Genomic DNA, 14,560 nt, shown 5'->3' with positions numbered 1-14,560 from the left:
AAATAATCGCCAACTAGGGAGAAATTGAAAGCGTTTTCAATTCACACCTCCTCGTCAGGTAATAAAAAGGATGCCCCAATCGGAGCATCCTTTGATTTCAATTAACCATGTGCCTTGAACTGATTGCTCATGGGGTCGTAGTGATACCCGATCTGTTGCAGACGGGTAGCCAGCTGATCTTCTGTCATGTCGTAGTAAGCCAGCAGCTCTTCCAGGCCATCACACTCCAGCCGCAGCTTCTCGTTGATGATCCCGAGCAGAATGTTCGCATCCAGTCGTTGCAAGGTACTGACGTCCATCTCGCTCCCTCCTCTCCCCATACAGGACTGTATAACCATGAGCGCCGACCCGAAGTTTGTCTACTGGTTAAAAAACATCCTGCATAAGGAAGATATAAATATCCTCTTTAATCATGGAGTTAAAATCATCCCCTGTTAATCGGCTCACATTTTTAGCCACAAATGACTTGTCACTCCTTGCGAACAGAACTACTGTATACGCATACAGCATGGTTATTCATACAGGAACGACATATGAGCCAGCCCCTGAGTCTTTGCCCCCCTTCCTCCTCTGCCGGTCTGATCACCACCTGGCCCACTCGCCATCAGAGCAAGATGGGACAAGAGCAGCGGCGCGGCCCTCTCCATCAGGAAGCGCCGCTGCTGGATGCCCTGGGGCAACTGAGTCAGTCCGACAGTGGCTGGATCCTGCTCGTCGCCCCGCCAGGCCTGCCCGCCGCCGTGCAATTGCAGGCCAGAGGAATCAATCCTGCCAGGGTGCTTGTCGTGCACGCCCCCAAGATCAAGAATTGGCAGCGCCTGCTGGAGCAGAGCCTGATCAATGGTCACTGCGCCGCCGTGCTGACCTGGCTGCCCGAACAGGTCGCCCTGGACCGGATCACATTGAGCACCCTGGCCCAGCGTGCCGGTGTCCTGACCCGCTTCTTCGAGCCCTCAACCCCTCTGGGTGGGGCACTGAGCTACGGCGGCCAGGATGTCTACCTGAACCACTGATCGCCCCTTCGGCGTGACAGCCAATGCGCCGGCATTGCCCACCGGGTTATCCAGGCTTCCGACCCGGGATGCCATGACGACAAAGACAAAGCAGCACAGCAGCACAGCAGCACAGCAGCACAGCAGCACAGCAGCACAGCAGCACAGCAGCAGTAAATTTGCTCAGATCCAGACCGTCAAATGAGGCCCGCAAAAAAGGCGACCCGAGGGTCGCCTTTCAACATGCTGCTGTACGGGGCTAATCGCTCTGCGTTTGCATCGAAGCCCGATTGATCAAGCCAGCTTGGTCTCCAGCTCGGCAATCTTGGCGGACCAGTAGGCCGGGCCGGTCTCGTGGATGTTGTTGCCCTGGGAGTCGACCGCCACGGTGACTGGCATGTCTTCCACCTCGAACTCGTAGATGGCCTCCATCCCCAGATCGGCAAAGGCCACCACGCGCGCCTTCTTGATGGCTTTCGCCACCAGGTAAGCGGCGCCGCCCACCGCCATCAGGTAGACAGCCTGGTGCTGCTTGATGCTCTCGACCGTCTTGGGGCCGCGCTCGGACTTGCCGATCATGCCGATGAGGCCGGTTTCTCCCAGCATCATGTCGGTGAATTTGTCCATCCGGGTGGACGTGGTGGGGCCAGCCGGGCCGACCACCTCGTCACGCACCGCATCGACCGGGCCCACGTAATAGATGAAGCGGTTGGTGAAATCGACCCCTTCGGGCAGTCCTTCACCCTTTTTCAGCATGTCGGCGATGCGCTTGTGGGCGGCGTCGCGGCCGGTCAGGATCTTGCCGGAGAGCAGCACGGTATCGCCGCTCTTCCAGCTGGCAAGCTCTGCCTTGGTGATACCATCCACGTTGACCCGGCGCACATTGCCACCGGACTCACGGGTGATCTCCGGCCAGTCTTCCAGCCTGGGGGGTGTCAGCTCCGCCGGGCCGGAGCCATCGAGTTCGAAATGCACGTGACGGGTGGCGGCGCAGTTGGGGATCATCACCACGGGCTTGGAGGCGGCGTGGGTCGGTGCGGATTTCACCTTCACATCCAGCACCGTGGTCAGGCCGCCCAGCCCCTGGGCACCGATCCCGAGCTTGTTGACCTTGTCATAGAGCTCGACCCTCAGCTTCTCTTCGGTGGTCTCGGGACCACGGGCAATCAGCTCCTGGATGTCGATGTGCTCCATCAGGGCTTCCTTGGCGAGCACCGCCGCCTTCTCGGCGGTGCCGCCGATGCCGATGCCGAGCATGCCGGGCGGGCACCAGCCAGCCCCCATGGTCGGCACCGTCTTGAGCACCCACTCCACGATGTCGTCGGAGGGGTTGAGCATCACCATCTTAGATTTGTTTTCGGAGCCGCCGCCCTTGGCCGCGATACTCACTTCCACCTTGTCGCCGGGGATCATGTCGATGTGCACGACAGCGGGGGCATTGTCTTTGGTGTTCTTGCGGCTGCCGGCCGGATCCGCCAGCACGGAGGCGCGCAGCGGGTTGTCCGGATTGGTGTAGGCGCGGCGGGTGCCCTCATCCACCATCTCCTGGACCGTCATGTCGCTGTCCCACTGTACCTGCATGCCGATCTTGACGAAGCAGGTGACGATACCGGTGTCCTGACAGAGCGGGCGATGACCTTCGGCAGACATGCGGGAGTTGATCAGGATCTGGGCCAGGGCATCCTTGGCGGCCGGGTTGATCTCGCGGTCATAGGCGGCCTTGGCGGCCTGCACGAAATCGAGGGGGTGGTAGAAGGAGATGTACTGCAGGGCGTCAGCAATGGAATCGATAAAGTCCTGTTTTCTAATGATGCTCATATCATCCTCACTGGTCCTTGTTATCGCTTGCGCGAGCAAGGGCTTCCATATGAGCCGGGCCTTCGGCAGGTGGCAAATGCACCTGGAGCCGGCAGACTGCGGCGTGTTTTTATAACGGTGTTTTTCTTAAAAATGCCGGCGGCCATGATACGCTTGACCACCCGAACCGGCTAGGGAGCCGGGCGCAAACTGTTGCCTATGTAACAAAAAATGAAACCAAGACTGCATATCCACCATTTCGACCCGCAGGCCTCGCTCCACACCTGGTTCGCCTGCCTGCAACACCAACCCTGGGCCATCCTGCTGGAATCCGCCGGCCCCCTGGGGGCTGACAACGGTTTTGACATCATCAGCGCCGATCCGCTTGCCACCCTGGAAACCCGGGGTGCCAGCACCTGCCTCACCCAGGATAACCACCAGCACCATCATGACGGCGATCCCCTCGCCCTGCTCGCCAGGACCCAGCGAGCCCTGCTCGGGGAGCGCGTTGAGGATGACTCGGGATTGCCATTTATCGGGGGAGCCCTGGGACTCTTTGGCTACGATCTGGGCCGACGATTCGAGCGTCTGCCCGCAGTGGCGCAGCAGGACATCCAGGTGCCCGACATGGCGGTCGGGATCTACGACTGGGCGCTGCTGCGAAATGTCGCGACGGGACACTGGCAGCTGGCCCACTGGGGTGATGAAGCCGGCCTCGCCCGCAGGCTCGACTGGCTGATGGCGCAGCGCGAACGAACCACCCTCCCCCTTCGCCTGACCGGCCCCTGGCAGAGCAACATGACGCGGGCCGAATACGGCGACAAGTTTGCCCGTATCCAGGCCTATCTGGCGGCGGGGGATTGTTACCAGATCAACCTGACCCAGCGCTTCAGCGCCCCTTATCAGGGGGATGAATGGTCCGCCTATCTCGCTCTGAGCGCCGCCAACAAGGCGCCGTTCTCCGCCTTTATCCGCCTGCCGCAAAGCGCCATTCTGAGCCTCTCCCCGGAGCGTTTCCTGCTGCTCGACAAGCGCCATATCGAGACCAAGCCCATCAAGGGCACCCGGCCTCGCCACCCGGATCCCGCCCAGGATGCCAGGGTGGCCGAGTCGCTCGCCAGCGCCGACAAGGACAGATCGGAGAACCTGATGATCGTCGATCTGCTGCGCAACGACATCGGCCGGGTGAGCCGGCCGGGATCGGTCACGGTCCCGCATCTCTTTGCCGTGGAATCCTTCCCGGCGGTGCATCATCTGGTTTCCACCATTCACGGAGAACTGGATGCGCGCTGGCAAGAAGTGGATCTGCTGCGGGCCTGCTTCCCCGGCGGCTCCATCACTGGGGCTCCCAAGATCCGGGCGATGGAGATCATCGAGGAGCTGGAGCCGGTGCGGCGCAATGCCTACTGCGGCAGCATCGGTTATCTGAGTCAGCACGGAAGAATGGATACCAGCATCTGCATCCGTACCCTGATCGCCGAAGCCGGTCAGCTGCACTGCTGGGCGGGGGGCGGCATCATCGCAGACTCCGATCCCGACGCCGAATATCAGGAGACCTACGACAAGGTGGCCCGCATCCTGCCACTGCTCGATGCCCTTTGACCCCATCCGGCCCTGCGGGGCCGACACAAGGAGACCCATGGAGATGACGAGTGCCGAGCTGCTGACCCGCTTTTTGCTGCAGCGCCCCGCCCCCGCCCATCGCCTGGCACTGGCCGGGCTCAAACCTGCCGCCGTGCTGATCCCCCTGGTGGAGCGCCCCGAGGGCCTGCACCTGCTGCTGACGCGCCGCAGCGCCGCCCTGCGCCACCACCCGGGGCAGATCAGCTTTCCCGGCGGGCGTCAGGACCCGGAAGACCGGGACCTCATTCACACCGCGCTCAGGGAAACCGAGGAGGAGCTTGGCATTCCCCCCTCCCAGATCCGGATCATCGGCAGCCTCACCCCTCTCAATACCGTCTCACGCTACGATGTGCTGCCGGTCCTCGCCATGCTCGACCCAGGCTACGGGCTGACCCTGAGCCAGGACGAGGTGGCCCAGGCCTTCGAAGTCCCCCTCGCCCACGTGCTGGATCCGGGGCAGCACATAGCCCTGAGCCTGCCAAGGGCGGACGGACGTCACACCATCTATTGGATCCCTTGGGAGCAATCTTTCATCTGGGGAGCCACTGCCAGCATGATCCGCCAGCTTGCCCAGCACATCTCGACATAACATTTTGACAACATAATGAGGTGAGAAATTATCCAGTTAACATTCAAATAACACTGCATTTGATAAATAAATTTTGATTTTTTATTCTTTTGATCACATTTCTACAAGAAAGTACGGGTTTCAGCCGCACAAAGGTGAATTTGATCAACATTTTTGATTAAAAAGAAAGTATTCTTGCGCCGACTAATTAAAACCACACATTCGGGGTGAGACACATGTCCAATACTGTCACTGGCGCACAGGATGTTGCAGCCGCACAGGAGCAAGGAATCAGCTCGGTCCAATCTCGCGGTTGGAGTAAACAAGACACCACCTGGGTGATCAGCCTGTTCGGTACCGCCGTCGGTGCAGGCATCCTGTTCCTGCCCATCAACGCCGGCATGGGTGGCTTCTGGCCGCTGGTGGTGATGGCGCTGCTGGTCGGCCCCATGACCTACCTGGCCCACCGTGGTCTGGCACGCTTCGTGCTCTCCTCCAAGCAGCCCAATGCCGACATCACCCAGGTGGTGGAAGAGCACTTCGGCGTGGGTGCCGGTAAATTGATCACCCTGCTCTACTTCTTTGCCATCTACCCCATCGTGCTGATCTACGGCGTGGGCATCACCAACACGGTGGAAAGCTTCCTGGTCAACCAGTTGCAGATGACGCCGCCCCCGCGCTGGATCCTCTCCATCGTGCTCATCATGGCCATGATGTCCGTGATGCTGGCTGGCGAGAAGCTGATGCTGAAAGTGACCGAGTTCCTGGTCTATCCGCTCATCGCCATTCTGGCGGGCATCTCCCTGTACCTGATCCCGGACTGGACCGGTGCGGCCCTGAATGAAATGCCGAGCACCAAGGACTTCGCCACCACCCTGTGGCTGACCATCCCGGTGCTGGTCTTCTCCTTCAACCACAGCCCGGCCATCTCCAGCTTCGCTCTGGCCCAGCGCCGTGATCACGGTGAGCATGCCGTCGCCAAGTCCGACGCCATCCTCAAGCGCACCGCCATCATTCTGCTGGGCTTCGTGATGTTCTTCGTCTTCTCCTGCGTGATGAGCCTGACGCCGGCCCAGCTGGCAGAAGCCAAGTCCCAGAACATCGCCGTGCTCTCCTACCTGGCCAACCAGCATGCGAGCCCCATCATCTCCTACTTCGGTCCGCTGGTTGCCTTCGTGGCCATCGTCTCCTCCTTCTTCGGCCACTATCTGGGTGCCCGTGAAGGTCTGAAAGGGATGATCGTCCAGAACATGCGCAGCTCCGGCAAGGCACCGAACCACAAGAAGGTGGAGCTGTTCATCATCGCCTTCTTCATCCTGACCCTGTGGGGCGTTGCCGTGATCAACCCCTCCATCCTCGGGATGATCGAATCCCTGGGTGGCCCCATCATCGCCACCATCCTGTTCCTCATGCCCATGTACGCCATCAAGCGCGTTCCGGCCATGGCGAAATACCAGGGCCAGATCAGCAACGTCTTCGTGGCGACCATGGGCCTTATCGCCATCTCCGCCATCCTTTATCAACTGGTCGGCTAAGCCTTCCTGCGATACCGTCGGGCCAGCATCTGGCCCGGCGCCTCCCACAGCCCGGCAGATCTCCTCTGCCGGGCTGTGTTCGTTATGATCATCAGGTACTGGGCTCAAATGATCAGAACCCCCTGCCCTCAAATCAGAGACAGCCCTTTCACCCACTCTCTTTCCCCTTGGTGACAGCTTGCCGCTCATATTCCTTCGCCCATGACACACGACCAAGACGTACTGTGTTATCCCGTCATCTGCTGCTCGCCATCGGCCTTGCCAGGCAGAACACCAGAGCCCTTGTCCTTGCCAGGAACGCCCGCTCTTCGGGGTTTAGCCCAGAGAGCCAACACCCCCACCCAATGGAGCCTTTCTTCAAGGCACTCAGGGAAAGTACCGGCTACAGGGCGCAGGCAAACCGCCGAGAGACCTTGACCGGGCTTCCCGTGCAGCGACCGAAGAACAGATGACCCCTTCGGTCACCAGAGGGGGATGCCACAAGCCGCCATGCTGACAGCACAAACAGCCCGATATGCCCGGCCGAATGCAGCGCCGGGCACGTTGGTACAGGGAATGGCGTGTTGGCGGTGGCGAGAACACGAAGGCGGCCAACGGGCCCCTCCCGGGAAATCACACAGGGGGATCCGAGCACTGTCAATGCCATGACACGGCGAGAAGGTGCAGGGCGCCTGACGCGCGCGCAAATAAAAAGCGCCCTCCGAAGAGGGCGCCTGTGCAGAGCGGAAAGTCTTAGGGGATCAGGCTTCGCGGCTGGGCACCGGGGCGGCATCCAGCAGGCTCTCATCCTCGGCCATGCAGGCGGCCGCAGTGAACAGCACGTCGGTGGAGCTGTTGAGGGCCGTCTCGGCGGAATCCTGCAACACCCCGATGATGAAGCCAACGGCCACCACCTGCATGGCGATGTCGTTGCTGATACCGAACAGGCTGCACGCCAGCGGGATCAGCAGCAGGGAGCCGCCCGCCACACCGGAAGCGCCACAGGCACTGATGGTGGCGACGACGGAGAGCAGAATGGCGGTCGCCATGTCCACTTCCATCCCCAGGGTATGCACCGCCGCCATGGTGAGCACGGTAATGGTGATGGCGGCGCCGGCCATGTTGATGGTGGCCCCCAGCGGGATGGAGACCGCATAGGTGTCTTCCGGCAGGCGCAGCCTCTCGGCCAGAGCCATGTTGACCGGAATGTTGGCGGCGGAACTGCGGGTGAAGAAGGCGGTCACACCGCTCTCTTTCAGGCAGGTCAGCACCAGGGGATAGGGGTTGCGCTTGATCTTCCAGAAGACGATGAGCGGATTGACCACGAAGGCGATGAACAGCATGCAGCCGATCAGTACCACCAGCAGCTGGGCATAGCCAAACAGCGCATCGAAGCCGGTTTCAGCCAGGGTGGAGGCAACCAGGCCCAGGATGCCGAGCGGAGCGCAACGGATCACGGCCTTGACGATAGCGGAAACCCCGTGAGACACATCGGAAATCAGTGATTTGGTGCTCTCATTGGCGTGACGCATGGCGATACCAAGGCCGATGGCCCAGGCCAGGATGCCGATATAGTTGGCTTCCAGCAGTGCTTTCACCGGGTTGGTCACCACGTTGAACAGCAGGGTCTGCAGCACTTCCGTGATGCCACCCGGCGGCGTGATCTCGGTAGCGCCTGCCACCAGATGCAGGTTGGAGGGGAAGAGGAAGCTCGCCACCACTGCCACGGCAGCCGCCAGGAAGGTACCCAGCACATAGAGCAGCAGGATCGGTTTCATGTTGGTCTTCTGGCCGTGCTTGTGGCCGATGATCGCCGACATCACCAGCACGAAGACCAGCAGCGGCGCCACGGCCTTCAGGGCGCCGACGAACAGACTGCCGAGCAGACCCGCCGCCTTGGCCCACTCGGGCATGAACATCGCAAGAAGGATACCGAATACCAGACCGACCAGGATCTGGCTAACCAGACTGGTGCTGTTGACCAGTCGAATGAGGGGGTGTTGTTGTGTCATCAAGTAGTCCCTGTGCACTCATGGTGCGTGAATCATTAGTCCTGTTGGCAACCAGCCCCGCGCATTGGCACCGGTCCGTTGACGGTGACGCCGTGGGCAGCTCTTCTGGTGGATCTGTCCCGTTCGCGTGGGGTTGCGGACAGGAATATCCCATCTGCCATGGTTTTTTTCCACATAATCACTGAAAAATATCAGGGTTACCTCACAAAAAATCTACAACAATGTGATAACACAATATCAACCACGGTCAAAATGTCACCAAACCAGTCCGATCATCGGCCACCACTGGGCCAGAAGTGATATGATGACGCCCTTTTTCAGGGAGCCTTGCCATGATCACCTCTTTATTGACCCGACACTTCGGCTTCGATCGCTTGCGGCCCGGGCAGGAAGCGGTGATCAGTCGTCTGCTGGACGGCAAGAGCGCCGCAGCCATCTTCCCGACTGGCGCGGGGAAATCCCTCTGTTATCAATTGCCCGCCATCGCACTGCCCCACCTGACCCTGGTTATCTCTCCCCTGCTGGCCCTGATGCACGATCAGCTCGCCTTTTTGCGCAGCAAGGGGATCGCCGCCGCCACTCTGGACTCCAGTCAGACAGCGGAAGAGAGCAGGCGCGTGATGCAGCAGGCCAGCGATGGCCAGCTCAAAATCCTGATGATCTCGGTGGAGCGCCTCAAAAATGAGCGCTTTCGCCGCTTCATCGCCCACATCCCCCTGTCACTGCTGGTAGTGGACGAGGCCCACTGCATCTCGGAGTGGGGCCACAACTTTCGCCCCGACTACCTCAAGCTGCCGGATCATCGCCGTGAACTGGCCATTCCCCAGGTGCTGTTGCTGACCGCCACCGCCACCCCGGCCGTCATGGCGGACATGCAGGCAAAATTTGCCATCGACCGGGACGATCTGGTGGTCACCGGTTTCTACAGACCCAATCTGGATCTGGCCGTCCTCCCGCTGGCCGGCAGTGCCCGCGATACCTGGCTGCGCGAGGAGCTGCACCGGGATCCGGCCGCCCCCACCATCGTCTACGTGACTCTGCAACACAGCGCAGAACAGTGCGCCGCGCAGCTACAGGCCAGCGGCATCCGGGCATGCGCCTACCATGCGGGGCTCGATCCCGCCCTGCGCAGCCAGATCCAGCACGACTTCATGGCTGGCAGACTCGACTGCATCGTGGCCACCATCGCCTTTGGCATGGGCATCGACAAGGCCGACATTCGCCGGGTCATTCACTACGACCTGCCCAAATCCATCGAGAACTACAGCCAGGAGATAGGCCGCGCCGGACGTGACGGGCTTCCCTCCCGCTGCACCGTGCTGGCGAGCCGCGCCCAGTTGCCGGTACTGGAAAACTTCGTCTATGGGGATACGCCGGACAGGGACGCCATCGCGCACTTGCTCGATATCGTGCGCCAGAGCGGCGCCGAGTGGGAATTCAGCCTGCTGCGCCTCTCCAACGAGACCAACATTCGCCAACTGCCCCTCAAGACCCTGCTGGTCTATCTGGAGATGGCGGGGATCATTGCACCGGCCTACAGCTACTTTGCCGAGTACCGTTTCAGGTTCGTACTGGAAAAACAGGCGATCCTCGCTCGTTTCAATTCCGAACGCCGCCTGTTCCTGGAGCAGGTCTTTGCCTGCGCACCCCAGGCGCGCACCTGGTGCACCATGGACTTCGAAGCGCTGTGGCAGGGATACCAGGGGGAACGCCAGCGCGCCGCGACGGCGCTGGACTACCTGCAGCAGCAGGGTTGGATCGAGCTTGAAAGCAAGCAGATGACCGAGGTCTATCGGGTGCTGAGCCAGCAAATCGATACCGCGACCCTGGCCGAAGAGCTGCATGGATTGTTTGAAAAGAAAGAGCAGAGCGAACTGGCCCGCCTTCAGGCGCTGCTGGCCTTTTTCACCTCGACCACCTGCCTCAGCCATGAGCTTGCCCGCTATTTTGCCGACGACGCGGCCCCCGAGCGGTGCGGGCACTGTTCCGTCTGCCGGGGAGAGATCGCCGTGTTGCCGCCGCTTGCATCACCGGGCTTGCCCAACGAGCACGGTTTGCGCGCCTGGTGCGATCCGCTGATCGCCCTGTGCCATCAGCGCCATCCCAGGATCCTGACCCGCTTCCTGTGTGGCATCGCCACCCCGCTGACCACCCGTCTCAAAGCCAGGGATCTGGCCGGTTTTGGCCAGTTGGCGAACCATCCCTTCGCCGAGGTGCTGGCGGCGGTGTCAGCCCTCTATCCCGCCGAATCCTGAACTTGCAGGTTTGGCGCCGGTCAGACGCTGAAAAAATAAGACCCTCGCGGATGCGAGGGTCAAGCCAACGGAAACGTGCTTAAACAGAGCTTAGTATCTGCACAATCACCCACTCTCTTGCTAAAGCGATGACTGCTCGACACAGGGCCAATCTAGAGCAGCCAGAATGTAGCGTCAATGTAAAAATTAGAGCAAAAGCACCAAACAAATTACATTACGTTGACGTAAGCGACACGCACTTTCACCCTCTATTCCCTGCCGCCCTTGCCCTTGCTGGCACCGCCCCCTGACAAAACAGAGCGTCACCATTTTCTCCCTCTGGCACGCAAAGATTTATTTTTTATGTCTTTGACATTTGCATCACTGTCGTGGCAAAAATAATTTAACAGTCAGTAACATAGGTATGTCACTTACTGCTTCTTCCCGCACGAGGATCGGGAAGCTCCCGCACAAACTTAAACCAATGATGGCGATGGATTACTGGGGGCTGTTGACTAGGCTTAAGAGGTAAACAGAACAAAAGTAGTGATCCACTCTTTTTCAGGGCAAGCGACTATAACGAGGGCTAAGTTATGGGCATCTTCGAGCACTATCAACAGCGGTATGAGAAGGCCAGAGAGGAGGAGTACAGCATCCAGGAGTTTCTGGATATGTGCAAACAGGACAAATCCTGCTACGCCTCTGCCGCCGAACGTCTGCTGACCGCCATCGGCGAGCCGGAAATGATCGACACCTCGACCAATCCACGTCTCAGCCGTCTCTTTTCCAACCGCGTCGTCGCGCGTTATCCCGCTTTCAAAGACTTCTATGGCATGGAAGAGGCCATCGAACAGATTGTCTCCTATCTCAAACATTCCGCTCAGGGCCTGGAAGAGAAGAAACAGATCCTCTATCTGCTCGGACCGGTTGGCGGCGGTAAATCCTCGCTGGCAGAGAAACTCAAATCCCTGATGCAAAAAGTGCCCATCTATCGCATCAAGGGCTCACCGGTGAACGATCACCCCTTCTGCCTGTTTGACATCGACGAAGATGGCGAAATCCTCGAGAAGGAGTACGGCATCCCTCGCCGTTATCTGCGTCCCATCATGTCTCCCTGGGTCGCCAAGCGCCTTCACGAGTTTGGTGGCGACATCACCAAGTTCAAGGTGGAAAAGGTGAACCCCTCCATCCTCGATCAGATCGCCATCGCCAAGACCGAACCGGGGGACGACAACAACCAGGACATCTCCTCCTTGGTCGGCAAGGTCGATATCCGCATGCTGGAACACTTCGCCCAGGATGATGCCGATGCTTACTCCTACTCCGGTGCGCTATGCAAGGCAAACCAGGGGATGATGGAGTTCGTCGAGATGTTCAAGGCCCCCATCAAGGTGCTGCACCCGCTGCTGACGGCGACGCAAGAGGGAAACTACAACGGTACCGAGGGGCTCTCCGCCCTCCCCTTCGACGGCATCCTGCTGGCCCACTCCAACGAATCCGAGTGGCAGCAGTTCCGCAACAACAAGAACAACGAAGCCTTCCTCGACCGGGTTTACATCGTCAAGGTGCCCTACTGCCTGCGGGTGTCGGAAGAGGTGAAGATCTACGAAAAACTGCTGTTCAACAGCGAGCTGACCGAGGCCAAATGCGCGCCAGGTACTCTGGAGCTGCTGGGTCAGTTCTCGGTGCTGTCGCGACTCAAAGAGCCGGAAAACTCCAGCCTCTACTCCAAAATGCGAGTCTATGACGGCGAGAGTCTTAAAGACACGGACCCCAAGGCGAAAAGCTATCAGGAGTACCGGGATTATGCGGGGGTTGACGAGGGCATGAACGGCCTTTCCACCCGTTTCGCGTTCAAGATCCTCTCCCGTGTCTTCAACTTCGACCACGCGGAAGTGGCAGCCAACCCGGTGCACCTCTTCTATGTGCTGGAGCAGCAGATAGAGCGCGAGCAGTTCCCGCAAGAGCTGCACGATCGCTATCTGGAGTTCATCAAGGGTTACCTGACTCCGCGCTACGTCGAGTTCATCGGCAAGGAGATCCAGACCGCCTACCTCGAGTCGTATTCAGAGTACGGTCAGAACATCTTCGATCGCTACGTCACCTACGCCGACTTCTGGATCCAGGATCAGGAGTATCGTGACCCAGAAACCGGCCAGCTGTTTGACAGAGCGTCTCTCAACAGCGAGCTGGAGAAAATTGAAAAACCTGCCGGGATCAGCAACCCGAAAGATTTCCGCAACGAAATCGTCAACTTCGTGCTGCGTGCCCGGGCCAACAATGCAGGCCGTAACCCCAACTGGACCAGTTACGAGAAGCTGCGCACCGTGATCGAGAAGAAGATGTTCTCCAACACGGAAGAGCTGCTGCCGGTTATCTCCTTCAACAGCAAAACCTCGGCTGAGGAGCAGAAGAAGCACGATAACTTTGTCGAACGGATGATGGAGAAAGGCTACACACGTAAACAGGTGCGGCTGCTCTCCGAGTGGTATCTCAGGGTACGCAAGTCATCCTGACCCTGCCGTGTTCAAGGGGGAGTTATGGCGCATTTTATCGACCGCAGGCTCAACGGCAAAAACAAAAGCGCTGTCAATCGGCAGCGCTTCATCCGCCGCTACAAGAAGCAGATAAAACAAGCGGTCTCGGATGCTGTCTCCAAGCGCAGCATTCAGGACGTGGACAAGGGTGAGAGCATCAGCATCCCGACCAAGGACATCGGGGAACCCCATTTTCATCAGGGTCATGGCGGCAAACGGGAGATGGTGCATCCAGGCAACGACCAGTTCGTATCTGGTGACAAGATTGACCGGCCCAAAGGGGGTGGCGGCGGCCAAGGGAGTGGCGAGGGCCAGGCTTCGGATCAAGGAGAGGGCGTCGATGATTTCGTCTTCCAGATCTCCAAGGACGAGTACCTGGACTTGCTGTTCGAGGATCTGGAACTGCCGCGGCTGCAAAAGACCCAGCTCAACCAGCTGATGGAGATGAAGACCTACCGGGCTGGCTACACCTCCAACGGGGTGCCTGCCAACATCAACGTGGTGCGCTCCCTGCAAAATTCGCTGGCGCGGCGCATGGCGCTGCAGGCAGGCAAGAAGCGTCAGTTGCGTGAACTGGAGGAGCGCCTGGCCCAGCTGGCTTGCGAGCCCAACGACCATTTCGCCGAAATGGCGCAACTTGAAAAAGAGATCAGGGAGCTGAAACGGCGGATCGATGCGGTCCCCTTTATCGACACCTTCGACCTCAAATTCAACAACTTTGTCAAACGGCCCGTCCCCTCGAGCCAGGCGGTGATGTTCTGCCTGATGGACGTTTCCGGCTCCATGGATCAGGCTACCAAGGAGATGGCCAAGCGTTTCTATATCCTGCTTTATCTATTCCTGAGCCGGACTTACAAGAATGTCGAGGTGGTCTACATCCGCCACCACACCCAGGCCAAGGAGGTGGACGAGCACGAGTTCTTCTACTCCCAGGAGACCGGCGGCACCATCGTCTCCAGTGCGCTCAAGATGATGAACGACATCATCAACGAACGTTATCCCGCCAACCAGTGGAACATCTATGCGGCGCAGGCCTCTGATGGTGACAACTGGGCGGATGACTCACCGCAGTGCAGGGAGATCCTGATGCGCGACATCATGCCGCGGGTGCGTTACTACTCCTACATCGAGATCACTACCCGCGCCCACCAGACCCTGTGGCACGAATATGAGGCGGTGGCAGAGCAATACGCCCACTTCGCCATGGAGCACATTCGCAAGGTCGAGGACATCTATCCGGTGTTCCGGGAATTGTTCAAGAAGCAAGCGGCTTGAGGGTTCAC

The 14,560-nt window shown here is 59.4% G+C and carries 10 protein-coding genes; 7 read left to right on the top strand and 3 right to left on the bottom strand.

Annotated elements, in window-relative coordinates:
• Positions 1 to 101 precede the first annotated feature (101 nt).
• Complete coding sequence (locus BN1120_RS14005; protein ID WP_005323525.1) at positions 102 to 299, bottom strand: DUF4250 domain-containing protein; 198 nt, start codon at positions 297 to 299, stop codon at positions 102 to 104.
• A gap of 234 nt (positions 300 to 533) precedes the next feature.
• Here BN1120_RS14005 and BN1120_RS14000 point away from each other — a divergent pair, with 234 nt between their 5' ends.
• Entirely contained in the window at positions 534 to 1,013 is a 480-nt protein-coding gene (locus BN1120_RS14000; RefSeq protein WP_042016553.1) for a cell division inhibitor, read from the top strand.
• A 273-nt stretch (positions 1,014 to 1,286) separates the two neighbouring features.
• On the opposite strand, the gene BN1120_RS13995 is transcribed toward BN1120_RS14000, so the two are convergent.
• Positions 1,287 to 2,810, bottom strand: coding sequence for a fumarate hydratase (locus BN1120_RS13995; RefSeq protein ID WP_039040872.1), 1,524 nt, complete (start codon positions 2,808 to 2,810; stop codon positions 1,287 to 1,289).
• 210 nt (positions 2,811 to 3,020) lie between these two features.
• On the opposite strand from BN1120_RS13995, the gene pabB reads away from it, so the two are divergent.
• From pabB to BN1120_RS13980, 3 genes are all read left to right on the top strand, one after another.
• Complete coding sequence (gene pabB, locus BN1120_RS13990; protein ID WP_042016551.1) at positions 3,021 to 4,391, top strand: aminodeoxychorismate synthase component I; 1,371 nt, start codon at positions 3,021 to 3,023, stop codon at positions 4,389 to 4,391.
• Positions 4,392 to 4,434: 43 nt separating this feature from the next.
• The gene (locus tag BN1120_RS13985) at positions 4,435 to 5,001 is read left to right on the top strand and encodes a CoA pyrophosphatase (protein WP_029314598.1); all 567 of its coding nucleotides are present in this window, start codon (positions 4,435 to 4,437) and stop codon (positions 4,999 to 5,001) included.
• Positions 5,002 to 5,216: 215 nt separating this feature from the next.
• On the top strand, positions 5,217 to 6,515 hold the full coding sequence (locus tag BN1120_RS13980; RefSeq protein WP_029314600.1) for a serine/threonine transporter: 1,299 nt from the start codon (positions 5,217 to 5,219) through the stop codon (positions 6,513 to 6,515).
• Between the two features lie 740 nt (positions 6,516 to 7,255).
• Here BN1120_RS13980 and sstT read toward each other — a convergent pair.
• Positions 7,256 to 8,506, bottom strand: a complete 1,251-nt coding sequence (gene sstT / locus BN1120_RS13975) for a serine/threonine transporter SstT (protein ID WP_039040871.1) — start codon at positions 8,504 to 8,506, stop codon at positions 7,256 to 7,258.
• Positions 8,507 to 8,838: 332 nt separating this feature from the next.
• Here sstT and BN1120_RS13970 point away from each other — a divergent pair, with 332 nt between their 5' ends.
• The 3 genes from BN1120_RS13970 to BN1120_RS13960 all read left to right on the top strand — a co-directional run bounded on the left by BN1120_RS13970 (position 8,839) and on the right by BN1120_RS13960 (position 14,552).
• Positions 8,839 to 10,761 carry a RecQ family ATP-dependent DNA helicase gene (locus BN1120_RS13970; protein WP_042016550.1) on the top strand — a complete coding sequence of 641 codons (1,923 nt, stop codon included), beginning with the start codon at positions 8,839 to 8,841 and terminating at the stop codon, positions 10,759 to 10,761.
• A 572-nt stretch (positions 10,762 to 11,333) separates the two neighbouring features.
• Positions 11,334 to 13,256 (top strand): PrkA family serine protein kinase, encoded by a 1,923-nt coding sequence (locus BN1120_RS13965; RefSeq protein WP_010674903.1) that lies wholly within the window; start codon positions 11,334 to 11,336, stop codon positions 13,254 to 13,256.
• A gap of 24 nt (positions 13,257 to 13,280) precedes the next feature.
• Complete coding sequence (locus tag BN1120_RS13960) at positions 13,281 to 14,552, top strand: YeaH/YhbH family protein (RefSeq protein ID WP_010674904.1); 1,272 nt, start codon at positions 13,281 to 13,283, stop codon at positions 14,550 to 14,552.
• Positions 14,553 to 14,560: the final 8 nt, after the last annotated feature.

Origin of the sequence: Aeromonas caviae (assembly GCF_000819785.1) — a bacterium.
In the GTDB taxonomy this organism is placed as follows: domain Bacteria; phylum Pseudomonadota; class Gammaproteobacteria; order Enterobacterales; family Aeromonadaceae; genus Aeromonas; species Aeromonas caviae.
Note: the sequence above shows the minus strand (reverse complement) of the source record. Positions and strands in the feature narration are given on the sequence as shown.

Coding starts and splice junctions, on each gene's coding strand:
- BN1120_RS14005 (WP_005323525.1), bottom strand. CDS start 299: ATGGACGTCAGTACCTTGCAACGACTGGATGCGAACATTCTGCTCGGG.
- sstT (WP_039040871.1), bottom strand. CDS start 8,506: ATGACACAACAACACCCCCTCATTCGACTGGTCAACAGCACCAGTCTG.
- BN1120_RS13980 (WP_029314600.1), top strand. CDS start 5,217: ATGTCCAATACTGTCACTGGCGCACAGGATGTTGCAGCCGCACAGGAG.
- BN1120_RS13970 (WP_042016550.1), top strand. CDS start 8,839: ATGATCACCTCTTTATTGACCCGACACTTCGGCTTCGATCGCTTGCGG.
- BN1120_RS13985 (WP_029314598.1), top strand. CDS start 4,435: ATGACGAGTGCCGAGCTGCTGACCCGCTTTTTGCTGCAGCGCCCCGCC.
- BN1120_RS13965 (WP_010674903.1), top strand. CDS start 11,334: ATGGGCATCTTCGAGCACTATCAACAGCGGTATGAGAAGGCCAGAGAG.
- BN1120_RS13960 (WP_010674904.1), top strand. CDS start 13,281: ATGGCGCATTTTATCGACCGCAGGCTCAACGGCAAAAACAAAAGCGCT.
- BN1120_RS14000 (WP_042016553.1), top strand. CDS start 534: ATGAGCCAGCCCCTGAGTCTTTGCCCCCCTTCCTCCTCTGCCGGTCTG.
- BN1120_RS13995 (WP_039040872.1), bottom strand. CDS start 2,810: ATGAGCATCATTAGAAAACAGGACTTTATCGATTCCATTGCTGACGCC.
- pabB (WP_042016551.1), top strand. CDS start 3,021: ATGAAACCAAGACTGCATATCCACCATTTCGACCCGCAGGCCTCGCTC.